The 23,133-nt window shown below is 30.4% G+C and carries 23 protein-coding genes; 17 read left to right on the top strand and 6 right to left on the bottom strand.

Features of this window, described 5'->3' with window-relative positions; all coding sequences use genetic code 11:
* Positions 1 to 36: 36 nt before the first annotated feature.
* The 5 genes from AJ882_RS01100 to AJ882_RS01080 form a co-directional block, all read right to left on the bottom strand.
* Positions 37 to 810: a MetQ/NlpA family ABC transporter substrate-binding protein gene (locus tag AJ882_RS01100; protein WP_011049780.1), complete on the bottom strand. Its 774-nt coding sequence runs from the start codon at positions 808 to 810 to the stop codon at positions 37 to 39.
* A gap of 189 nt (positions 811 to 999) precedes the next feature.
* Entirely contained in the window at positions 1,000 to 1,911 is a 912-nt protein-coding gene (locus tag AJ882_RS01095) for a methionine ABC transporter permease (protein ID WP_002852518.1), read from the bottom strand.
* Entirely contained in the window at positions 1,908 to 2,918 is a 1,011-nt protein-coding gene (locus AJ882_RS01090; protein WP_002852619.1) for a methionine ABC transporter ATP-binding protein, read from the bottom strand. The genes AJ882_RS01095 and AJ882_RS01090 overlap by 4 nt, the downstream gene beginning before the upstream one ends.
* A gap of 4 nt (positions 2,919 to 2,922) precedes the next feature.
* The gene (locus tag AJ882_RS01085) at positions 2,923 to 5,535 is read right to left on the bottom strand and encodes a valine--tRNA ligase (protein ID WP_002920212.1); all 2,613 of its coding nucleotides are present in this window, start codon (positions 5,533 to 5,535) and stop codon (positions 2,923 to 2,925) included.
* A 22-nt stretch (positions 5,536 to 5,557) separates the two neighbouring features.
* Entirely contained in the window at positions 5,558 to 6,577 is a 1,020-nt protein-coding gene (locus tag AJ882_RS01080; protein WP_002867971.1) for a hypothetical protein, read from the bottom strand.
* A gap of 128 nt (positions 6,578 to 6,705) precedes the next feature.
* On the opposite strand from AJ882_RS01080, the gene AJ882_RS01075 reads away from it, so the two are divergent.
* From AJ882_RS01075 to purU, 14 genes are all read left to right on the top strand, one after another.
* Complete coding sequence (locus tag AJ882_RS01075) at positions 6,706 to 8,736, top strand: ATP-dependent helicase (RefSeq protein WP_002857005.1); 2,031 nt, start codon at positions 6,706 to 6,708, stop codon at positions 8,734 to 8,736.
* 40 nt (positions 8,737 to 8,776) lie between these two features.
* The gene (gene peb2 / locus AJ882_RS01070; RefSeq protein WP_002867970.1) at positions 8,777 to 9,517 is read left to right on the top strand and encodes an AcfC family adhesin PEB2; all 741 of its coding nucleotides are present in this window, start codon (positions 8,777 to 8,779) and stop codon (positions 9,515 to 9,517) included.
* 98 nt (positions 9,518 to 9,615) lie between these two features.
* Complete coding sequence (gene tpx / locus AJ882_RS01065; RefSeq protein ID WP_002856712.1) at positions 9,616 to 10,143, top strand: thiol peroxidase; 528 nt, start codon at positions 9,616 to 9,618, stop codon at positions 10,141 to 10,143.
* Positions 10,144 to 10,389: 246 nt separating this feature from the next.
* Positions 10,390 to 13,164 carry a periplasmic nitrate reductase subunit alpha gene (gene napA, locus AJ882_RS01060; protein ID WP_002852404.1) on the top strand — a complete coding sequence of 925 codons (2,775 nt, stop codon included), beginning with the start codon at positions 10,390 to 10,392 and terminating at the stop codon, positions 13,162 to 13,164.
* Between the two features lie 17 nt (positions 13,165 to 13,181).
* Complete coding sequence (gene napG / locus AJ882_RS01055; RefSeq protein WP_002859812.1) at positions 13,182 to 13,922, top strand: ferredoxin-type protein NapG; 741 nt, start codon at positions 13,182 to 13,184, stop codon at positions 13,920 to 13,922.
* Positions 13,919 to 14,701, top strand: coding sequence for a quinol dehydrogenase ferredoxin subunit NapH (gene napH, locus AJ882_RS01050; RefSeq protein WP_074470854.1), 783 nt, complete (start codon positions 13,919 to 13,921; stop codon positions 14,699 to 14,701). Before napG ends, napH begins: the two co-directional genes overlap by 4 nt.
* Positions 14,698 to 15,222 carry a nitrate reductase cytochrome c-type subunit gene (locus AJ882_RS01045; protein ID WP_072227270.1) on the top strand — a complete coding sequence of 175 codons (525 nt, stop codon included), beginning with the start codon at positions 14,698 to 14,700 and terminating at the stop codon, positions 15,220 to 15,222. Before napH ends, AJ882_RS01045 begins: the two co-directional genes overlap by 4 nt.
* A gap of 4 nt (positions 15,223 to 15,226) precedes the next feature.
* Positions 15,227 to 16,141 (top strand): WD40 repeat domain-containing protein, encoded by a 915-nt coding sequence (locus AJ882_RS01040; RefSeq protein WP_002867968.1) that lies wholly within the window; start codon positions 15,227 to 15,229, stop codon positions 16,139 to 16,141.
* Complete coding sequence (locus tag AJ882_RS01035) at positions 16,134 to 16,472, top strand: chaperone NapD (protein ID WP_002867967.1); 339 nt, start codon at positions 16,134 to 16,136, stop codon at positions 16,470 to 16,472. Before AJ882_RS01040 ends, AJ882_RS01035 begins: the two co-directional genes overlap by 8 nt.
* A gap of 12 nt (positions 16,473 to 16,484) precedes the next feature.
* Positions 16,485 to 16,658 carry a Sec-independent protein translocase subunit TatA2 gene (tatA2, locus tag AJ882_RS01030; protein WP_002852615.1) on the top strand — a complete coding sequence of 58 codons (174 nt, stop codon included), beginning with the start codon at positions 16,485 to 16,487 and terminating at the stop codon, positions 16,656 to 16,658.
* Between the two features lie 78 nt (positions 16,659 to 16,736).
* Positions 16,737 to 16,985, top strand: coding sequence for a tetratricopeptide repeat protein (locus AJ882_RS01025; protein WP_002859818.1), 249 nt, complete (start codon positions 16,737 to 16,739; stop codon positions 16,983 to 16,985).
* The gene (locus AJ882_RS01020; RefSeq protein ID WP_002867966.1) at positions 16,982 to 17,473 is read left to right on the top strand and encodes a CiaD-like domain-containing protein; all 492 of its coding nucleotides are present in this window, start codon (positions 16,982 to 16,984) and stop codon (positions 17,471 to 17,473) included. The genes AJ882_RS01025 and AJ882_RS01020 overlap by 4 nt, the downstream gene beginning before the upstream one ends.
* Complete coding sequence (locus tag AJ882_RS01015) at positions 17,442 to 18,560, top strand: CCA tRNA nucleotidyltransferase (RefSeq protein ID WP_032589598.1); 1,119 nt, start codon at positions 17,442 to 17,444, stop codon at positions 18,558 to 18,560. Before AJ882_RS01020 ends, AJ882_RS01015 begins: the two co-directional genes overlap by 32 nt.
* Positions 18,557 to 19,381 (top strand): formyltetrahydrofolate deformylase, encoded by an 825-nt coding sequence (gene purU, locus AJ882_RS01010; RefSeq protein WP_002859821.1) that lies wholly within the window; start codon positions 18,557 to 18,559, stop codon positions 19,379 to 19,381. The genes AJ882_RS01015 and purU overlap by 4 nt, the downstream gene beginning before the upstream one ends.
* On the opposite strand, the gene AJ882_RS01005 is transcribed toward purU, so the two are convergent.
* On the bottom strand, positions 19,378 to 20,652 hold the full coding sequence (locus AJ882_RS01005) for an aminotransferase class V-fold PLP-dependent enzyme (protein WP_002860760.1): 1,275 nt from the start codon (positions 20,650 to 20,652) through the stop codon (positions 19,378 to 19,380). The two genes, purU and AJ882_RS01005, sit on opposite strands and share 4 nt — an antisense overlap.
* A 35-nt stretch (positions 20,653 to 20,687) precedes the next feature.
* Between AJ882_RS01005 and AJ882_RS01000 the strand changes: the two genes are divergently transcribed.
* The 3 genes from AJ882_RS01000 to AJ882_RS00990 all read left to right on the top strand — a co-directional run.
* Complete coding sequence (locus AJ882_RS01000) at positions 20,688 to 21,566, top strand: DUF234 domain-containing protein (RefSeq protein WP_011049781.1); 879 nt, start codon at positions 20,688 to 20,690, stop codon at positions 21,564 to 21,566.
* Between the two features lie 3 nt (positions 21,567 to 21,569).
* Complete coding sequence (flgS, locus tag AJ882_RS00995; RefSeq protein WP_002852488.1) at positions 21,570 to 22,589, top strand: fla regulon two-component system sensor histidine kinase FlgS; 1,020 nt, start codon at positions 21,570 to 21,572, stop codon at positions 22,587 to 22,589.
* A 98-nt stretch (positions 22,590 to 22,687) separates the two neighbouring features.
* Positions 22,688 to 23,133 (top strand): Cj0814 family flagellar-dependent secreted protein (locus AJ882_RS00990; protein ID WP_410002273.1); only part of this gene is annotated, 446 nt, incomplete at its 3' end.

The following is a 23,133-nucleotide window of genomic DNA, read 5'->3' as shown; positions in this document are numbered from 1 at the left end:
GTACTTAAGAAAAAAGTCCCTAGGTAAGGGACAAAATTAAAAAGCAGGTAAAACAGATCCGTTGTATTTTTCTATGATAAATTGTTTGATTTTATCACTTTGTAGAGCTTGGATTAAGGCTTTGATTTTTGGATCGTTTTCATGTCCCACTCTTACAACAAGAATGTTTGCATACGGGCTTTCTTTATCTTCGATAAATACGCTATCTTTTGCAGGATTTAGATTTGCAGAGAGAGCGTAGTTGGAATTAATTACAGCAAAATCAACATCATTCAAAGCTCTTGGAAGTTGTGCGGGCTTTAATTCTACAAATTTAATTTTTTTAGGATTGTCTATAAAATCAAGAGGTGTTTTTAAAGCCTTATCTTTAAATTTTACCAAACCTTTTTTTGCAATAATATCTAAAGCTCTACTTTCATTGGTTGGATCATTTGGAATGGCGATTTTAACCCCTTCTTTAATATCATCTAGACTTTTGTATTTTTTGGAGTAAACAGCCATAGGTTCTATGTGTATGGCAGCTACTTTGATAAGTTTGGTGCCTTTGTTTTTATTAAATTCTTCCAAATAAGGAGTATGTTGGAAAAAATTTGCATCGGCTTCTCCGTTATCAACAGCTAGATTAGGCAAAACATAATCCGTAAATTCTTTGATTTCAAGTTTATAGCCTTGTTTTTCTAAATCAGGTTTTACTTGTTCTAGGATTTCAGCATGAGGGACGGGAGTTGCTGCAACTGTGATGGTTTCTAATGCATTTGCATTAAGACTTAATGTTAAAATACTTGCTATAAATAAAGATTTGATTTTCATTTTTTTCCTTTTTAGTCATTTTGTGCTTGCTTTAATCTTAATAAATTCACTCTGACTATCAGGAAGAAGCATATAAAAACTTGTTGATAGTCAGATTAACGCATCTGATACATCATTTTAATTCCTTTAATTTTTTTTAAATTTTACTTAAAAAAACTTATATTTATCTTAAAAGGAGATATAATCTCCTTATTTTTTGAAACCTTTATAAAGCAAACTTCCTAAAAATAAGATAAAAACAATTACTTGCCAAAAGAAATTTTCATCATTGTTTATATTGATAACTATACTAACTCCAAGTAAAATCAATAGAGTGGCAATGATATATGTAGTTTTACTATTTTTAGCCCAAGTATAAAATAAATTACCTAGAATTTGAACTAATTGAACTAATATAAGTAAAATAACTACAGTTTGAATCATAACTTCTTTGTTAAATCTTTCATAACCATAGCGAATAGCTACATCTCCTAATCCTCCACCACCGACAGTTCCAGCAAGAGCAGAAAAACCAATGGTAAAGATCAAAGTTAGGGTAATTCCGCTAATTATAGCAGGAAGGGCTTCACTAAAGATAACCTTGAAGATAATTTGAATATTGCTAGCACCATAACTTTTTGCTGCTTCTATAATTCCTTTGTCTATTTCTTTAAAAGCGCTTTCAAGCATCTTTGCCAAATAAGGAGCTATTCCGATAGCTAAAGGAACTATGGCAGCATTTGTACCTATGCTTGTGCCTACTATGATTTTAGAAAGTGGTAAAAGAACAACTATAAGAATTAAAAATGGAAAGGCGCGTAATATATTGGTAATAAAATCTAAAATACTATAAGCGATTTTATTTTCTTTAATTCCATTTTTATCCCAAATAGCAAGTAAAATTCCAGGAATGATAGCCAATAAAAATCCAAATAGTACAGCCATTAAACTCATATAAATTGTTTCATTAAGTGCAGGTTTTAAAATGTTTTCATAATTTTCATTGAAACTCGTGATAGAACTTAAACTCACTTCTTTAATATCCTGCCAAGAAAATTCATTAAAAAATTGAGAAATTCTACTAAAAAAAGCACTGACAATAGAGATGTTTTCTTCATTCATGATGCCACCTCCCATAATACTCCACTTTTTTCTATGTAATCAAGAACCTTGTCTTTATCCTTTTCATTTATATTTATAACTAAATTTCCCAAGGCTTTTCCATTCAGTTTTTCTATTTTACCCCAAACTATGTTAAAGTCTATATTTAGAGTTCTTGCCATATGAGTGATGACGCTATTTTGGGCAACTTCTTTTGGAAAGTAAAGTTTGATATTAAGTCCGTGCTCAGGCAAGAAGTCGCTTTCTCCTAAAAATTCTTTCATTTTGGCATTAGGCCTTAAAAAAAGCTCATCAATTGCTCCACTTCCTATGATTTGTCCATGTTCAAGTAATAAAGCTTTTTGAGCTATGTCTTTTACCACATCCATTTCGTGAGTTACTAAAACAACAGTAATCCCAAATTCAGCATTGATTTTAGATATAAGCTCTAAAATATTTTTTGTAGTGTTTGGATCAAGAGCCGAAGTAGCTTCGTCACTAAGTAAAATTTTTGGGTTTAAAGCTAAGGCTCTAGCAATAGCAACACGTTGTTTTTGCCCTCCGCTCAGTTCTCTTGGGTAGGATTTGTTTTTATGATCAAGCCCTACGATTTCAAGTAAGGAATTGACTTTTTGGGCAATTTCTTTTTCGCTCATGTATTCTTTATTAAAAAGCTTGGCATGAAATTTACACTGAGTATAGTGTGTTCTTAAAGGCATAGCAACATTTTCAAATACATTTTTGCGCTCCATTAGGGCAAAATTTTGAAAAATCATCCCTATATCTTTTCTAAGCATTCTTAACTCTTTTGATTTTTTTTGACTTAAATCTTTAATTTCTTGATCAAAGACTTTTAAACTTCCTTCTTGATAATTCTCAAGTCCATTAATACATCTTAAAAGAGTGGATTTTCCAGCTCCACTATGACCTACTATGGCGTAAATTTCACCCTTTTTAATCTCCAAAGAAACATCGTTTATCACGAGTTCCTTGCCATAATATTTTTTTAAATTTTTTATTTTTATCAAATTTTTAACCTCTTAGATTTTGAAGTTCAACTGATATTTTTTCAAGTTGAATTTTTAAATTTTCTAGAGCTTCTTTATTTTGCTCCACCACCTCTTTAGGTGCGTTAGCGATGAATTTTTCATTTGAAAGCATGGAGTTAAGCTTGAAACTTTCTTTTTCAAGCTTATTTTTTTGATTTTCAAGTCTTGTTAAAATACCACTTAAATCAACATTTTCAAGCGTAATAAAAATTTCTAAATTCTCGCTAACATCACATATTGCCTTTGGTAATTTTTCTTCACTAAATTCTATTTGCTCGCACTTTGCGAGCATTATGATAAAATTCATATAAGCTTTGATTTCATCTTTGATTTTTTTATCGTTAAATTTGATATAAGCTTTTTCTATTTTAGAATTTCCAAGATCGATTAAACTTTTAGCACGGCGGATACTAACTATGCTTTCTATGAGCAAAGAAAAGATTTTTTCTATATTTTTATCTTGTTCTTTAAATTTTGGATATTTGCTTATCATAATAGAAGGGCTTGTTTTAAGTTCTGTATCGCTTAGTTTGTGGTATAAATACTCGCTGATAAAAGGCATGAAAGGATTTAAAAGTTTTAAAGCTTCTTTGAAAATACTACCAAGTTCTTTAACGCTTGATTTTTCGGCTTTGCTAAGCTCTATACCCCAATCGCAAAAATCATCCCAAAAGAATTTATATAGAGTATTAGCCGCATCATTAAAGCGATAATTGTCTAAATTTTCTCTTACATCCTTAACACAAGTTTGAAATTTGGCATAAATATATTTTGCTAATTCTGAATGAAGTGTGATATTTTCCAAATCTTCAAATTTACTTTCATTTAAAAGCAGATAATTTTTAGCATTATAAATTTTATTTGTAAAATTTCTAACTTGTAAAAGTTTATCATTGCTAAGTTTAATATCGCGTCCTTGTATAGCAAGAAGTGCTAAAGTAAAGCGTAAAATATCAGCACTATATTCTTTAATGCTTTCATTTGGGTCGATAACATTTCCAAGGCTTTTACTCATTTTTCTACCTTGCTCATCTTTCACAAGAGCATGTAAATAAATATCTTTAAAAGGAAGTTGATGTAAGACATTGGTGCTTTGAAACATCATTCTAGCCACCCAGAAAAATAAAATATCAAAACCTGTAATGAGTAAAGAATTGGGATAAAAATCTTTTAAATCCTTTTCAGACCAAATTTTATCTTTACCCCAATTTTCATTTCCCCAGCCTAGAGTACTCATAGCCCAAAGTCCTGAAGAAAACCAAGTATCAAGCACATCTTCATCTTGTTTGAAATTTTGACTTTGACATTTTGGACAAGTTTTAGGCGTATGTTGGCTTGCCCATTCATGAGAGCATTCGCAATAATACACAGGAATTTGATGCCCCCACCAAAGTTGTCTTGAAATACACCAATCTCTTAAATCTTTCATCCAAGCATTAAAGCTATTTATCCAGTGATTTGGGTAAAATTTACTTTCTCCAAGCGCAACTTTTTCTATACTTTCTTGGGCGATTTCTTTTTTTACAAACCATTGTTTGGAGATATAAGGTTCAACTATATTGTTGCAACGATAACAATATCCTATTTGATTGTTATACTCTTCTATTTTTTCTATAAAACCAAGACTTTCAAGTTTGGCTACGATTTTTTCTCTTGCTTCTAAGCGTTCTAAACCTTGAAACTCTAAACAATGCTCGTTTAAAATTCCTTTTTCATCAAAAACACTTATAAAATCTAAATTATGTCTAAGTCCTACTTCATAATCGTTCATGTCATGAGCGGGAGTAACTTTTACAACTCCTGTTCCAAATTCTTTTTCTACATGTTCATCGGCTATGATTTTAATGGCTTTTTTGCTTATAGGCAAAATCACTTCTTTGTCCACAAATTTAGCATAGCGTTCATCATCAGGATGCACCATAACTGCAGTATCGCCAAAAAAAGTTTCAGGACGCGTTGTGGCTACTACTAAAAATTCATCGCTATCTTTTAAAAAGTATTTAATATGATAAAGTTTTCCTTTGTTTTCTTTGTATTCAACTTCTATATCACTTAAAGCGCCATCATGAGTACACCAATTTATCATGTAGTTTCCACGTACAATAAGTCTTTTATCATAAAGTTCTACAAAGGCTTTTTTTACGGCATTAACCAAACCTTCATCCATAGTAAAACGCAAGCGACTCCATGCAGGAGTGATGCCTAGTGTTCTCATTTGGTCTAAAATTTTTCCACCGCTTTGCTCTTTCCACTCCCAGACTTTTTCTATAAATTCCTCTCTACCTAGTTCTTCTTTTTTAATGCCTTGAGCAAGGAGTTGTTTTTCTACAACATTTTGAGTGGCAATACCTGCGTGATCAAGCCCTGGTTGATAAAGAACCTTATAGCCATCCATTCTTTTATAACGCGTCATAATATCTTGTAGAGTAAAAGTTAAAGCATGTCCTATGTGTAAAACTCCAGTGACATTAGGAGGAGGCATCATAATGCAGAAATTTTTATCTTTTTCTTGTATGGTTTTATTGCCATCGATTTCAAAATATCCGCGTTCTTCGCAAATTTGATAATACTCTTTTTCTAAATTTTTATCATACATTATTTGCCTTTATTGTTTTAGCTTATTTAATAGAGCTAATTTCTATAATTTCACAAAACGGGAAGAAATATTGTGCTGTATTAAGTCCAGTTTTCAAACTTTTGATATGTTTAGAAAAATCACTTCCTTTGCCGTCTTTTTTAATTTGAAGTTTAAGTCTTTCTAAAATTTCTTCACGTGCTACATGTTCATTTAATTCTTTTGGATTGTTTAAATATGGGCTTAATCTATCTAAACTAATATATTTATAAGCTTTTTTCATATCTGAAAAGATAATTTCTTTGTTATAGATAGTTAATTTCATTTCCCCTTTTGGTAGCATTTTAACAAAAATACTTAGATAATAATCTTTTGCATTATCTTGTATAACGCTTAGCATATCTTTTAACAGATTGATTCTGTATTGGCTTAAAAATTTTCCATCTAAAATGTAAACTTTCATATTTTCTGTGCTAAGCTCAGGTTCTAAACGACTGTTTTTTCCTATGCTTAGATACTCTCTAGCGGTATTTAGATATTTATTTTTGTTTGATTTGTTTGATTGAAGTTCTTTTTTTACAGCTCTTTCTCTTTCTAAGATCTTTTGTTGTTTGCTGATTTCTTTTTTAAGAGCTTCTATTTTGGCTTGTTTATTTTCTTGTTTTAATTTTTCTTTATCCGTATCTAAAATTTGCTTATTTTCATTTGTATTAATATTATTACTTGTATTGGTGTTATTATTTAAGCTTTGATTGTTTTCGCTTATTGATGTATTAAATGTATTGTTATTTAAGCTTTGATTTTCATCTAATAGGTTTGTTTCTTGCTTTTGGATGGTATTGTTATTAATATTTATATCTGATGAACTATTGTTGGTTTGGATCGAGGGTGAATAGGAATTATCGTAGTTATTGGTATATGATTTTTGTTCGGTGTAAGTGTTGGTATTTAAGGTGTAATTCTTTGGTTTTGAATATTCAAAAAGATAATAATATGTTCCACCTAATATCACAATAACAGCAATTAATATGCCAACAATAATAGAAAAAATTTTCAAATTCATTTGCTATCCCTTAAAAATAGAAAGTTAAATAATTTTAGCATTGTACTATAATCTAATATAAAGTAATTTTAAATTTTTATATTTTTAAGTAATTTTTTTTTATAATTTTAACTTTTATAAGGAAAATAATGCCACTTTCAAAATTAAATAATGAACAATATCTTGCTGCTACTGCTGATTTTGGACACAATCTTGTTATTGCAAGTGCAGGGACGGGAAAAACTTCTACTATTGTTGCAAGAATTTCTTATCTTTTAAGCAAGGGAGTGGCACCTCAAAAAATTATGCTTTTGACTTTCACAAATAAAGCCAGTAAAGAAATGATAGGGCGTTTAGGGAAATTTTTTGATAAAAATATTACCAGTAAAATACTTGCAGGAACTTTTCATAGTACGGCTTATACCTTACTTAGAAATGCGGATAAAAATATAGCCTTAAAGCAAGCAAGCGAGTTAAAAACTCTACTTAAAAGTGTCTATGAAAAAAGAACTTTTAGGCATTTAAGTGATATAAAACCTTATCAATCAAGTTATTTATATGATCTTTATTCTTTGTTTCAAAACAAAGCGCACAATCAAGATTTTTATACTTGGTTTTGCCAAAACTACGAAGATCAAAGTATTTATGCTGAAATTTATGAAGATATTTTAAAAGAATATGATAATGAAAAAAAGCGTTTTAATTATGTAGATTTTAATGACTTGCTTATCAATCTAAAAGATCTTTTAAAAGAAGAAAAATATGAATTTGATGAAATTTTAGTAGATGAATATCAAGACACAAATACTTTGCAAAGTTCCTTAATAGAGGCTTTTCATAGTAAAAGTTTGTTTTGCGTAGGGGATTATGATCAAAGTATTTATGCTTTTAATGGAGCGGATATTAATATCATAGGTGGGTTTAAAGATCGTTTTAAAGATGCAAAAATTTTTTCTTTAAATAAAAACTACCGTTCATCAAGAAGTATTTTAGCTTTGGCTAATAAAGTGATTTTAAATAACGAAAGATTATACCCAAAAGAACTTATTGTTACAAGAAATGATGAATTTAAAGCCCCATCTTTGCTTACTTTTGAAGAATTATTTGATCAGTATCAAAATATAGCCAAAATGATACTTACAAGCGGAGTAAGTTTGGAAGAAATTGCCGTGATTTTTCGCAACAACTCAAGTGCTGATGGGGTTGAAGTAGCTTTAAGGGAGCAGGGCATTGCAAGTGTGAGAAAGGGAAGTGGAAGTTTTTTTGAAAGTTTAGAAGTTAAAGCTTTTAGCTCTATGCTTGCTCTTGTGGTAAATCCTAAGGATATTATGGCTTTTATTCATTTGGTTCAATACACCAAAGGTGTGGGTGGAGTTTTAGCAAAAGAAATTTTTGACGCACTTTTAAAATTAGGGCATGGAAATTTAATAAAAGGTTTTTTAGATCCTGATAAAAATGTAAATTTGCAAAATCATCAAAAAAGAAATTATCAACTTGGGCTTTTTGCGGATTTAGAAGAATTAGCCAGCGAAACTCGTTTTAAATTTGAGAGTGAATTTGATGCACATCCTATTTTAAAACTTTCAAAAATCAATGATTTATGTGCTAGAAATTTAGAAAAAATTTATCTTTTTTTAAAAAAAGCTATGGAAATAAAACATTCTTTGACTTTGGTAAATTTAATTTGTGAAAATTCTTTTTATAGAGAAATTTGTGAAGAACTTGCAACCAAAAGAGCAACAAATAAAGCAGGACAGGTGGATTTATTAAGAAAGAGTGAAAATTTAGAAAAAATAGAAACAAAATTCAATGTCTTAAAAGAGCTTACAAAAAATTATAGCGATATTTATAAGTATTATAATTTTCTAACTTTAGGTGCAAGCGAAATGAGTAGTGGCAAAGGAGTTAATTTGCTTAGTGTGCATGCAAGTAAGGGCTTGGAATTTGATCTTGTTTTTGTGATTGATCTTGCACAAGGTCGCTTTCCTAATCAAAAGCTTATGGGAATGGGTGGAAGCTTAGAAGAAGAAAGAAGGCTTTTTTATGTTGCAGTAACTAGGGCAAAAAATATACTTTATTTAAGCTATGCTAAATATGATAAAAATAAAAAAACTTCTTTCGCCCCTTCTCGTTTTCTTATAGAAGCAGGGCTTTGCAAGGGAGAGTTAACTATAGATTGATAAAATTTCCTTTATATTATTATAAAGAAAGGTTTATTTTATGAAAAAAATATTAATTTTAAGTTTAGCAGCAGCAAGTTTTTTAAATGCTGAAATTTTAGTTTATGGTCCAGGTGGTCCCGCTCCTGTGCTAAAAGAGCTTGCTTTAAAATTTGAAGAAAAAACAAAAGAAAAGGTGATTGTAACCGCAGGTCCAACTCCAGCTTGGATAGACAAAGCAAAAGAAAATGCAGATTTGATTTTTTCAGGCAATACTTCAATGATGGATGATTTTGCTAAAAAAATTCCAAGTTTAAGTTTGGAAAATTTAAGCGTTTTAAATGTGCGTCCATCAGGTATTATCGTGCGTCCAAATAATCCAAAAAATATTAAAAATTTTGAAGACATTTTAAAAGATGACATAAATGTTATGGTGGTTGATGGCGCAGGACAAGTTGGACTTTATGAAGATATGGCTTTAAAAAGTGCAAAAAGAGAAAATTTGGTAAAATTACGTAAAAATATAAAAATTTATGCTAAAAATTCCAAAGCTGCTGTAGATGAGTGGAATAACAATCCAAATATTGATGCTTTAATCATTTGGTCTCATTGGGCAAAGGCTTTAGGCGATGATAAAGCTTTATTTATCAAAGATAAAAATGCAGTGATTTATCGTGCAGCTGAAATTGCTCCTACAAAAAAAGGTTTAGAAAATAAAAAAGCTTTAGAATTTGTAGATTTTATTAAGAGTAAGGAAGCTCAAAAAGTGTGGAAAAAATATACTTGGAAAGAAGTAAAATAATTTTGAGTGAAATTAAAAAATAATTAATATTTATAGGATATAATCACTCCTAAAACATTAATTGCAATAATGTTTAAAATATCAAAAAAGGAAATTAAATGAGTACAGTAAATTTTAAAGGAAATCCTGTAAAACTTAAAGGAAATTCAGTAGAAGTTGGAGCAGATGCTCCTAAGGTAAATCTTAAAGCTAAAGATTTAAGCGTGATTGAAATCGGTGCAGCGGGTAAAACTCAAATCATTTTAAGTGTTCCAAGCTTAGATACACCAGTTTGTGCTACAGAGGCTAGAGAATTTAATAAAAAAGTAGCCAGTTACAATGGTGCTGAAGTGATTGTAGTAAGTATGGACTTACCTTTTGCTATGGGAAGATTTTGCAGTACAGAAGGTATTGAAAATTTAAGTGTTGCAAGTGATTTTGTGGCAAAAGAATTTGGTGAAAAATATGGTGTTTTGATAAATGAAGGTGCTTTAGAAGGGCTTTTAGCTCGTGCCGTATTTGTGATTAAAGAGGGTAAAGTGGCATATAAAGAACTTGTAAATGAAATCACAGAAATGCCAGATATTGCAAAACTTGATGCATTTTTTGGTGGTTCTAGCTGCTGCGGTGGTTGTGGTTGCCATTAATTTTTGATTAAGCCCATTCTTAGGGCTTAATTTTTATATCTTCATTTTTTATTATTTTAAGTTGATTATATTTTAATTGTTAAGTTGATTATTTTTAATATTTATTTTGTGTAAGAATAATATAAAAAGGACAATAAAACTCCTATAAAATAGAGCTTTAAAATTATTATTTTTATTAAAATTTCAAGAGATTTTTATACTTCATTTTTTATAATAAGATGATTTTTTTATTTTGGAGGAATAAGGATGAATAGAAGGGATTTTATTAAAAATACCGCTATTGCAAGTGCTGCTAGTGTTGCAGGGCTTAGTGTTCCAAGCTCTATGCTTGGCGCGCAAGAAGAAGATTGGAAATGGGATAAAGCTGTTTGTAGATTTTGTGGAACTGGCTGTGGAATTATGATAGCTAGAAAAGATGGCAAAATCGTAGCAACAAAAGGTGATCCTGCAGCACCCGTAAATCGCGGACTTAATTGTATCAAAGGTTATTTTAATGCTAAGATCATGTATGGTGAAGATCGTCTTGTTATGCCTTTGCTTCGCATGAATGAAAAAGGCGAATTTGATAAAAAAGGCAAATTTCAACAAGTTTCTTGGCAAAGAGCCTTTGATGAAATGGAAAAACAATTTAAAAAAGCCTACAATGAACTCGGCGTTACAGGTATAGGGATTTTTGGTAGTGGGCAATACACTATCCAAGAAGGTTATGCTGCTTTAAAGCTTGCAAAAGCGGGTTTTAGAACAAATAATATCGATCCAAATGCAAGACATTGTATGGCCTCTGCAGTGGTTGGTTTTATGCAAACTTTTGGTGTAGATGAGCCATCAGGCTGTTATGATGATATAGAGCTTACAGATACTATTATCACTTGGGGAGCTAATATGGCTGAAATGCACCCAATCCTTTGGTCAAGAGTAAGTGATAGAAAACTAAGCAATCTTGATAAGGTTAAAGTTGTTAATCTAAGCACTTTTTCTAACCGTACTTCAAATATTGCTGATATTGAAATTATTTTTAAACCAAATACAGATTTGGCTATTTGGAATTACATAGCAAGAGAGATTGTTTATAATCATCCAGAGGCTATGGATATGAAATTTATCAAAGATCACTGCGTATTTGCAACTGGTTATGCTGATATTGGTTATGGTATGAGAAATAATCCAAATCATCCAAAATTTAAAGAAAGTGAAAAAGATACGGTTGAAAAAGAAAATGTAATCACTTTAGACGATGAAGAGGCTACTTCTTTATCTTATCTTGGCGTTAAAGCGGGTGATAAATTTGAAATGAAACATCAAGGTGTGGCTGATAAAAACTGGGAAATTTCTTTTGACGAATTTAAAAAAGGTTTAGCCCCTTATACTTTAGAATACACTGCAAGAGTAGCCAAAGGTGATGATAATGAGTCTTTGGAAGATTTTAAGAAAAAACTTCAAGAATTAGCTAATCTTTACATAGAGAAAAATCGCAAAGTCGTAAGTTTTTGGACTATGGGCTTTAATCAACACACAAGAGGTTCTTGGGTAAATGAACAAGCTTATATGGTACATTTTTTGCTAGGAAAGCAAGCTAAACCAGGTAGTGGAGCCTTTTCTTTAACAGGACAGCCAAGTGCCTGTGGAACAGCTAGGGAAGTAGGAACTTTCTCACATCGTTTGCCTGCAGATATGGTTGTAGCCAATCCAAAACACAGAGAAATTTCTGAAAAAATTTGGAAAGTTCCTGCAAAGACTATCAACCCAAAACCAGGTTCTCCTTATCTTAATATCATGAGAGATTTAGAAGATGGAAAAATTAAATTTGCATGGGTGCAAGTGAATAATCCATGGCAAAACACTGCAAATGCAAATCACTGGATTGCAGCAGCAAGAGAAATGGATAATTTTATTGTTGTAAGTGATTGTTATCCTGGAATTTCAGCAAAAGTAGCTGATCTTATTTTACCAAGCGCTATGATTTATGAAAAATGGGGTGCTTATGGTAATGCTGAAAGAAGAACTCAACATTGGAAACAACAAGTCTTACCTGTAGGTGCTGCCATGAGTGATACTTGGCAAATTTTAGAATTTGCAAAACGCTTTAAGCTTAAAGAAGTTTGGAAAGAGCAAAAAGTGGATAATAAGCTTACCTTGCCAAGCGTTTTAGAAGAGGCAAAAGCTATGGGTTATAGCGAAGATGATACACTTTTTGATGTGCTATTTGCCAATAAAGAAGCAAAAAGCTTTAATCCAAACGATGCCATCGCAAAAGGCTTTGATAATACCGATGTTAAAGGTGATGAGAGAAAAATTCAAGGCAGTGATGGAAAAGAATTTACAGGCTATGGCTTTTTCGTTCAAAAATATCTTTGGGAAGAATATCGTAAATTTGGCTTAGGGCACGGACATGATTTAGCGGATTTTGATACCTATCATAAAGTAAGGGGTTTAAGATGGCCTGTGGTTAATGGCAAGGAAACACAGTGGAGATTTAATACTAAATTTGATTATTATGCTAAAAAAGCGGCTCCAAATTCAGATTTTGCTTTTTATGGTGATTTTAACAAAATGCTTACAAATGGGGATTTAATAGCTCCTAAAGATGAAAAAGAGCACAGTATTAAAAATAAGGCTAAAATTTTCTTTAGGCCATTTATGAAAGCACCTGAAAGACCAAGTAAAGAGTATCCATTCTGGCTTGCAACAGGAAGGGTTTTAGAGCATTGGCATAGTGGAACTATGACTATGCGTGTGCCTGAGCTTTATCGCGCTGTGCCTGAAGCACTTTGCTATATGAGTGAGAAAGATGGAGAGAAATTAGGCTTAAATCAAGGTGATTTGGTTTGGGTGGAATCTCGTCGCGGTAAAGTAAAAGCAAGAGTAGATATGCGCGGAAGAAACAAACCGCCTGTAGGACTTGTGTATGTGCCGTGGTTTGATGAGAATGTATATATCAATAAAGTTACTTTGGATGCGACTTGTCCACTTTCAAAACAAACTGACTTTAAAAAATGCGCTGTAAAAATTTATAAGGCTTAATTTAGGGTTTTGATTAAATGAAAGGTAGAAGAGAATTTTTTGTTAGTGCTTTTAAGGCTGCATGTTTATGTACAGGAGGTGGATTTTTGGCTAATTTGGCTTTAAAAGCCGATGATAATTATACCTTGCGTCCTCCTGGGGCTGAAGATGAAGCTAGATTTTTAAGCAAATGTATTCGTTGTGGGCTTTGTGTAAAAGCCTGTCCTTATGATACTTTAAAGCTTGCTAGCTTGTTAGATAGTCCAAAAAATGGCACGCCTTTTTTTAAGGCAAGAGAAATTCCTTGCTATCTTTGTAAGGATATTCCTTGCATTAGAGAATGTCCAACTGATGCTTTAGATAAAAAGCATTTAGAGCAGGGTATAGAATCTTTGAAAATGGGTATTGCTATTGTTGATAGTGCTTCTTGTGTGGCACACTGGGGAATTCAATGCGATGCTTGTTATAGAGCTTGTCCTTTGATAGATAGGGCTTTAAAACTTGAGCTTAAACGCAATGAACGCACCGCCAAGCACGCTTTTTTACTACCTAGTGTGGATCATGAAGTGTGTGTAGGTTGTGGGCTTTGTGAACTTGCTTGTATTACTGAAAAACCGGCCATTCGTGTTTTGCCAAGGGAGTATGTATTGGGAAAAGCAGGATCTCATTATGTAAAAGGTTGGGATGAAAAAGATGAAGGTCGTATAAAAAATGCAGATACTTCAAAACATTTTGATGCTAAAAAAGCAACCAATTATTTAAATGATGGAGAACTGTGATGAAGTATTTAATTGCTAGACGCATCGTTCAGCTTGGAATTTTAGCGCTTTTTAGTTTTAAAGCTACAGATTTTATCTTGCAGGGAAATTTAAGTTCTTCTAGACTTTTTAATACCATACCTTTAAGCGATCCTTTTGCGGTTTTGCAAATCATTCTAGCAAGCTGGAGTATAGATTTAGTGGCTTTAATAGGAGCTTTGATTATATTTTTTATCTATGGTTTGCTTTTAGGAAGGGTTTTTTGCTCTTGGGTTTGTCCTGTTAATTTAATCACAGATTTTGCTGCTTTTGTGCGAAATAAATTAACCCTTAATAATAAATTTTTAATTTTGCCTAAAAATTTACGCTATTTTGTATTGGTCTTGGTTTTAGTCCTTTCTTTTGTATTTTCATTGCCTGTGTTTGAAAGTTTTTCTTATATAGGAATGATACATAGAGGGATTATTTTTGCTACAAGTTCTTGGATTTTTGTAGCCTTTATACTTTTTTGTATCGATACTTTTTTAAGTCCTAGGGCAATTTGTTCACATTTTTGTCCACTAGGAGCTTTTTATGCTTTTATTTCTCGTTTTGCTTTGCTTAAAATAAAGCATGATAGTGATAAATGCACTAAATGTTATGAATGTATCCGTATTTGTCCTGAAAAACAGGTTTTGTGGATGGTTGGAAAAGAAAGTACTAGCGTGAAATCAGGAGAGTGTATAAGGTGTGCAAGATGTATAGAAGTTTGTAATGATGATGCTTTGAATTTTAATATTTTTGATTTAAGGAATAAATAATGAAGAAGAAATTGGTTTTATTAGGAAGTGCTGCAGTGGTATTTTTTGCCGCTTGTGCAATGAATAGTGGGGTAAGTTCGGAACAAATTGGACTTAGAAAAGCAAGTTTAGAAAATGAAAATAAAGTAAATTTAGTGGAAGCAAATTTCACAACTTTACAACCTGGGGAATCTACTCGTTTTGAGCGTTCTTATGAAAATGCACCACCATTAATTCCGCATGCTATTGAAGATTTGTTACCTATAACTAAAGATAACAATATGTGCTTAAGCTGCCATGATAAGGCTATAGCAGCAGATGCTGGTGCAACTCCACTTCCTGCTAGTCATTATTATGATTTTAGACACAATAAAACCACAGGAGATGTGATTAGCGATAGTCGTTTTAATTGCACTCAGTGTCATGTTCCACAAAGTGATGCAAAACCTTTAGTGGGAAATAGCTTTAAACCTGAATTTAAAAATGAACAATTAAAAAGTCGTTCAAATTTAATTGATGTGATTAATGAGGGTGTAAAGTAAATAAATGAAAAAATTTCTTTTTATTTTGAGTCTTTTTTGTGTTTTGTCTTATGCTTATGAGCTGAAATTAAATGCCAATATAACAGCTTTAAAGCTTGATAAGCAAAACTTATATATAGGCACTGATAAAGGTGAAATTTTGCAATATAACATTAAAGATAAAAGTTTAAAAGAACTTTTATCTTTGCCAAAGATTAAAAATTATTATGGTGATGATTTTGCTAAAATTTACAACATTGATATTTTTAAACATACACTTTTAATACTTAGCGAGGGTGATTTTGGTGCTAAAAATTTAAGTTTTTATAAGGAAAATTTACAAATCAAAAAGCTCGAAGAAAATAGCATAATAAAAGCATTTTTTATCAATGAAAATACTTATCTTTTGATTTCTATTGGTTCTGAAATAGAATTGATTGATAAAAGTTTAAAAAATATAAAAAAATTTAATTTTTCCCATTCTAGTCTTAATGATGCAGTTTTAAATGAAGATAAGAGTAGACTAATTGCAGGTTTTGAGAGTGGCGAAGTAGAACTTTTTGATTTGAAAAATTGGAAGATGTTGAAAAACTATGATAAAATGCATAAAGATAATATCTATCAAGTAGATTTTAAAAATAATGTTATTTTAAGTTGTGGAACGGATAGGCGTATAGGAGTTGTAAAAAATGAAGAACAAAATTTTTTACAAAAAGATTTTTTGATATATACTTGTGCTTTAAGTCTTAATGGAGAATTGGCTGTTTATAGCGATAATGAAGCTGGAGTTAGTGAAGTTTTTAGCACAAGTGATTTTAAGCCTGTTAAAACTTTTAATAATGAAAATTTGATGAGTGAGTTTATTATTTTTTTAAACAATAAAGATTTTATCGTTTCAGGCTTTGGTGATAGTATAATGTTTAGGAGTATTGATGAATAATCTTTCTAGTGTTTTGATTTTAGCAAAAGAAGAATATATAAATGATTTAAAAAAGGCTATATCTGAAATTCCTTTTTGTTCTGTAGAACTTTGTGAAAATGAAAAGATTATAGTTGTGATTGAAAGTGAAAATTTAGAAGATGAATTAAACTCTTATAAAATGCTTGAGAAATTGCCAAATATTATCAGCATTAATATGGTTTTTTCTTATCAAGATTTAAATGATGATATCCAAAAAGCAATCAATAGCGGCGCAATAGAAACGATAGAAAAAAATGAAAATGCTGAGAATATTCGCTACTATGGTAGTGTATTTAATCAATTTTCTTAAAGTGTAAAGTATATGGTATTTTTAATCCCATTGCTTATTATAATTGGTGTTATTTTTGGAATTGATTATGTGTATTTTAAAAATCAAGATTTAAAAGTGCAAGTTAAAAAAGAACAAAAAGAATTAAATTCTAGCTTAGAGAAAGAAAAAAAAGAATATATAGAAAAATTGTTTAAAACAAAATAGACATTAAAAATCATCTTATTTTCTTAAAGATAAATTAAAAAGCTTTTTGCTAGAATTAAAGAAAAATTTTAGGAAACAGTGATGAAAAATACAGTCACTGAAGCTTCTATCTATGAGGCTCAAGGGTTAAAAGACGAAGCTTTAGAAATTTATAAAAATATCTTAAAAGAAGATCCAGATAACCAAAACGCTATCGATGCGGTTCGTCGTCTTAGTGGTTTTAGATCCAAGCATAAAGATTTAAACACTCAAATGTTGGATTTTTTTATTAATATGAAAAGCGATGAAGAAATTAATGAATTTAAAAGGTGGTTGATAAAAATATGAATTTGGAAGATTTAGCTAAAAAAACCATTAGCGAAGTTAGCTCTATCATGGAAGAGCAAAGAAGACAAAATGAAATTTTAAAAGAACAAGAATTAAATAGAAAAACTGAAATAAAAGATGAATTACCGCCTATGGAGTTTGTATGCGAAGAGCTTGATACTCCGCAAGACTTAGAAGATAAAATTTCTATGGCAAAATTTGAAGAAGAGCAAAAAATACAAAATAATATTGAAATTTCTACTCAGGAAAATGAAGAGTTTAAAAAAGAAGAGCCTTTTTTACAAAGTGAAATTTTAAATCCCAGTGTTATGACAGAGGTTCAAACGCTTAATGAGGATATTTTTTTAAAACATCTTAGAGAGAGAATTTTAGTTCTTTTTGAAGGTTTAAATAGCATAAAAAAAGATGATCTTGAAAATAGGTTAAACTTGACCATAAATTTTTTAGAGTTTTTGCTTGCAAATATCGAAGATAAGCTTAAAAAATAATCCCGATTTACAGTTTATCGCTGAGTTTTTAAAGCCTTATACTAAACGAGCGTATTTGGTTGGAGGTAGCGTTAGGGATTTGTTTTTAGGCTTAAAAATTTGTGACTATGATATAGAGCTTTATGATATAAAACCTAAAGATTTTGAAAAGATTATGCAAAAATTGGGCGCACAAGGCTTTGGAAAAAGTTTTTTTGTGTATAAGTTTAAAAATTATGATTTAGCTCTTGCTAGAACCGAAAACAAAATAAGCTATGGACATAAAGGTTTTGAAGTTCAAATTTGCAATGATGAAAAACTTGGCGCCAAAAGACGCGATTTTACCATAAATTCTATGATGATTAATCTTTTTAACGATGAGTTTTTAGATTTTTATGGAGGATTAAAAGATCTAGAAGCAGGCTTTTTAAGGCATATTGATAAACAAAGCTTTCAAGAGGATAGTTTAAGAGTATTAAGAGCGGTAGTATTTGCTTCAAGGTTTAACTTTAAGATAACTAGCGAAAGCTTGAAATTGATGCAAAGTATGGATATAACTGATCTTAGCAAAGATAGGATCAATGCAGAGCTTTATAAATTCTTTAAAAGTCCTAGACTTGATGTCGGCTATAGATATTTACAAGAACTTGGCTTAGAGAAACAGGTTTTCGGCTTTGAGAGTGTTTTTAAGAGTTTGGAATTTCAAAATTTACTCAGACAAAGTAGAGAATTTGTAAAAAGCGATGCTTTATTCTTGTATTTGTATTTGAATTTTTTTAATTTAGAAAAAGATATATTTTTTAAAAGAACTAAACTTAAAAAAGAATACCTAAAATATGCAAATCAAGCTTTTTATCTTGATGATATAAGTGATTTTGAACTAGCAAAAATTGCTTTTGAAATGCCTTTGAAGGAATGGCTTGGACTTTGGAGTAAAAAGCGTATTGAGCAAGCTAAAAGATTAGGGCTTTATGAGAATAAGTTTGAAAGTAAAATTTTAGCAAAAGATTTCATAAATGCTGGATTTTGTGGTAAAATTCTTGGCCTAAAGCTTCAAGAAGCAAGAGAGAATGAATTAAAAGAATATATAAAAGGTTTAGCTAAATGATTTCTGTATTAAAAATTTGCACCAAAGATCAAAAAGGTTTAATCTATAGAATTTCTGATGTTATTTTTAAATATCATATCAATATAGTAAAAAACGATGAATTTGTAGGCGAAGGAATGTTTTTTTTTCGTGCTCTTTTAGAAGGTGAGTTTGATAAAGAAGCTTTTATAGGAACGCTTGAGGCTATGCTTGGACAAGAGGCCTTGATAGAGCTTTGCGAGAAGAGAAAAAAAGATATTGTTGTTTTTGCTACTAAAGAAAGTCATTGTTTGGGAGATTTGCTAATAAAGCATTATAGTAACGAACTTGAAGCAAATATCAAAGCTGTGATTTCAAATCACAACTCTTTAAAGGATTTAGTTGAGAAATTTGAAATTCCTTATCATTTTATCAGCGCTGAAAATTTAGATCGTAAAGAGCAAGAAAATCAGATTTTAAAATGTCTTGAACAATATAAATTTGATTATTTGGTTTTAGCAAAATATATGCGAATTTTATCTCCTGATTTTGTTAGGCATTTTGAAGGCAAGATTATAAATATTCACCATTCTTTTTTACCTGCATTTATAGGAGCAAATCCTTATAAACAAGCCTTTGAAAGAGGGGTTAAAATAATTGGAGCTACGGCACATTTTGTAAATAATAATCTTGATGAAGGTCCTATTATCACTCAAGCTGTTTCGCCTGTAAACCATGAATTTACTTGGCAAGATATGCAGCAAGCAGGTAGAAATATAGAAAAAGATGTTCTTTCAAAAGCACTTGATTTGGCTTTTGAAGATAGAATTTTTATATATAATAATAAAACTATAATATTTTAATGTGATAATTTTATTATAGTTTTATTTAAAGCATTAAAAAAATAATCAATATCCTCTTTTTCATGCGTATAATGCAAGCTTATTCTTAACCAACCTGGTTTTGTTTTAAGTTTTTGATTATCTTTTAAGCCTAGCAAATCATGACCATAAGGCCCAGCACAAGCACATCCAGCGCGTGTTTCTATGTGGTATTTTTTACTAAGTTCGTAAGCGATATCAAAAGGAGAAATTCCTTTGATATTGAAAGCAAAAATAGGCAATCGGGTTTTTAAATTCTTTGCGTATAAAATTAAATTAGGTATAGTTTTTAGTTTTTCAAAAAAATAATCTTTTAGAATTTCTTCTTTTTTTTCTATATTTTTAATCCCTATAGAATCTTTGATTTTAAAAGCTAAGCTAGCGCGAATGAGTTGTAAAATTCCAGGTGTTCCTCCTTCTTCTAAAGCTTCTTCATTGCAAAGGTAGCATTGTGAAGTGCGAGAAACATAGCCCACAGTTCCACCTGCTGCAAAGCTAGGCTTGTTTCCACAAAGATCTTTTTTGATAGCTAAAAGTCCAGAACCGCCAATACCACCGATTAATTTATGAGAACTTATAAACAACGCATCATAGTATTGACAAGATATGTTTTTATAGGGAATGAAACTAGATGCATCAAAAGCAACTATCCCTTTAAATTTACGAACCATTTCAGAAATGCGTTTGTAATCACTTAATATCCCAGTAACATTTGAAGCTAAAGAAAAGCTAGCGATTATTTTTCTTTTTTTGTTTTTTTGTAAAGTTTTTTCTAGAAAATCAAAATCAATTTCCCCATTTTTATCCAAGGGAATTCTAATACATTCGCACAAGCCTTCTCGAAATGAAAGTTCATTAGAATGATGCTCATAAGGCCCTACGATAACTAAAGGTAAGGTATTTTTATCAATTTGCGTAAAATATCTTTCTTTTACAAGAGGGGGAATGTAAATGCCGATCAATTCTTGAAATTTTTTAATAGCACTGCTTGATCCTGTTCCGCAGGCTATAAGGGCAAAATTTTCATCTAATGATAAACTTTTTTTTATATCTTTTCTTGCTTGTTCGTAAATTTGTTGAGTTTTAAAAGAATTCAAAGAGCTATCAGAATGTGTGTTTGCATAGGTTGGGAGAATTTTTGAAATTTCTTTTTCTACACATTTTAGAGCTAAAGCACTTGCTGTGAAGTCAAAATGCAAAATACCTTTTTTTAAGATCAATTCTTTTTTTAAATCTGAAATTTGCAAATACAATCCTTATAAAAATTTGCTAAAATTATACTATAAAAATGCTTTATAAAAGGAAAAATATAAAATTTAAGAACTTTGTAGATTTGCATAAGAATTTGTCTTTAAGTAAGCTTTTTGATTTTTATAGTGTGTTTGAAGGTTTTGAAAAATTAAACATTTTAAATTTTGAAGACGATGTATTTACAAATATAGAGCGAATTTTGCTTGATGATTATCTAAAAATTAAAAGTTATTTCGCCTTGGATGAAACAAGTTCTTACGCTCTTACTTTACTAGTTAAAAACAATCGCAAGCGTTTTTCTATCAATAGAAAAATTCAGCATTTTAAAGCTTTATCTACACTTAAATATCTTTTAGAAACAGGTATAATAAAACTTGAGTATAGTAAGGAAGCTAAAAAAATAAAAGATAAAAGACAAAAAATCAAAAAAGAACTAAGATCTTATGTTGTCCAAGATAAGATTATATTTAGCAACCATTTTACTCGTTTCTTTTTTTATTTTTTAAAGCCCAATGAAAAGCTTATTTTGCAAAATCGTTATAAAGAAGTTTTAGAATGCATTAAGGAAAAATTTGAGCTTTATCAAAGTTTTTGTTTTGAACAACTTTCTAGAGAATTGCTTGAGAAAAAATTCAATATCAATGGAGTGCAAAGCTACTGGGATAAGAATTTAGAACTTGATCTTTATTATCAAGATGAAAATTTGTGTTTTGTCGGAGAAGTTAAATTTAAAAATAAAAAAATTTGTAAAAATATTTTAAATCTTTTAAAATCAAAAGTAAAGTCTTTAAATTTGACTCCAAATTATTACATTATAATCTCAAAAAATGGTTTTAGCAAGGAATTTGATAAAATATGCGAACAGAATTTGCTTTTACTTGATTTGAATGATTTTAAGATTTTATTAGAGGAATGATAAATGAATGAAAGTATTTTAAAAAGTTTAGACTCAAATGAAAAAGAAACCCTACAAAAAGGCTTAGAAAGTCTTATAGAACAAACTTATGTAATAGAAAATGAATACAAAACTTTAAATGAAAACTATAACTCCTTACGCGCAATGGTTGATGAGATTATAGAGGTGTTGCCTAGTGCGCTTTGGATTTTAGATAAAGAAAAAAATATTATTTTACAAAATCAAGAAGCCTTGAAAAATCCAAAATTACTTAGTATCATTAGTCTTGATAAAATTCGTGATGAGCTTGAATTTGAAGGTAGGTTTTATGCGGTAAAAATCATAGCGCATAATGAAAAAACTATAGTTTCAGCTACAGATATTAGCGATGAAAAACGCAATGAAAGGCTTGCAAGCATGGGTAGTGTAGCGGCTCATTTGGCACATGAGATAAGAAATCCTATTGGATCTATATCTTTACTTGCTTCAACCCTTTTTGCTCGTAGTGAGCTTAAAAATAAGCATATAGTTCTTGAAATCCAAAAGGCTATTGCTAGAGTGGAGCGTATCGTAAATTCAACTCTACTTTTTACTAAGGGTGTACACATCAATGCTTTAAATTTTAATCTTTTAGAGTTAAAAGAAGAGTGTGAAAGTGCCATTAACTCTTATAATTTCACTTCTCAAATAGACTTTGAAATATCTTTTTTGGATAAGCAGATTTGTGCTGATAAAGCTCTTCTTGGTTTGGTTTTGCAAAATTTGATTTATAATGCTATTGATGCGATAGAAGAAAGCGAATGTGAAAAGCCTATGATTAAAATTTTAGCAAGTTATGATAATGAAAAAATATGCATCAGAGTGTATGATAATGGTTGTGAAATAAAAGATGAGAAATTGGTTTTTGAAGCTTTTAAAACAACAAAACTTAAAGGCAATGGACTTGGCTTATCTCTTTCTAAAGAAATCATAAACGCTCATAAGGGAGAGTTAAGTTTTCAAAGTGATCCTAAGAATTTTTATTTTACCTTACCTTTGGTGTGATAAATATTTTCTTTTCACCCCAAAGTGGAACAGATTTTGCTTATATTATTTTAATATATTTAGATTGAAGGCAGAAAAATCTAAATCAAGGAATTAATATGAGTATCTTTAGCATCAATGATAACTCAAACTATGGTTCTATACTTTCACAAGCAAAAGCTAATAAAGAAAGTAAAGAAAATTCTAAAATAAGTTTTACTAATGCTTTTTTAAAACAAAATGCTAGTAAATTAAATGAAATTCAAAATGCAAATTCACAAACTCTAGCAAGAAGTGAAGTATTAAATTCTACTAATACAACAAATACCAGCAATAATACTAATTTTAGTATAAGTAGTAAGACAAGTTCTCCTAACTATGATATATCAAGTGAATTTAAAAACTCTATTTATACTCTAAAATATAAACAAACAGATTTAAGCACTGATACAGCCTATGGTTATAGTGTAGATAAAGATGGTTATATGGGAAGTGATTTTAACAAAGCCGCAGGATTACCTGAAGATTTTAAGATACATAAATCTACTTTGGATGAGATAGAGAG

Origin of the sequence: Campylobacter sp. BCW_6461, assembly GCF_001762735.1 — a bacterium.
Classification (GTDB): domain Bacteria; phylum Campylobacterota; class Campylobacteria; order Campylobacterales; family Campylobacteraceae; genus Campylobacter_D; species Campylobacter_D jejuni.
The sequence above is the reverse complement of the archived record's forward strand: the minus strand, read 5'-3'. Positions and strand labels throughout refer to the sequence as shown.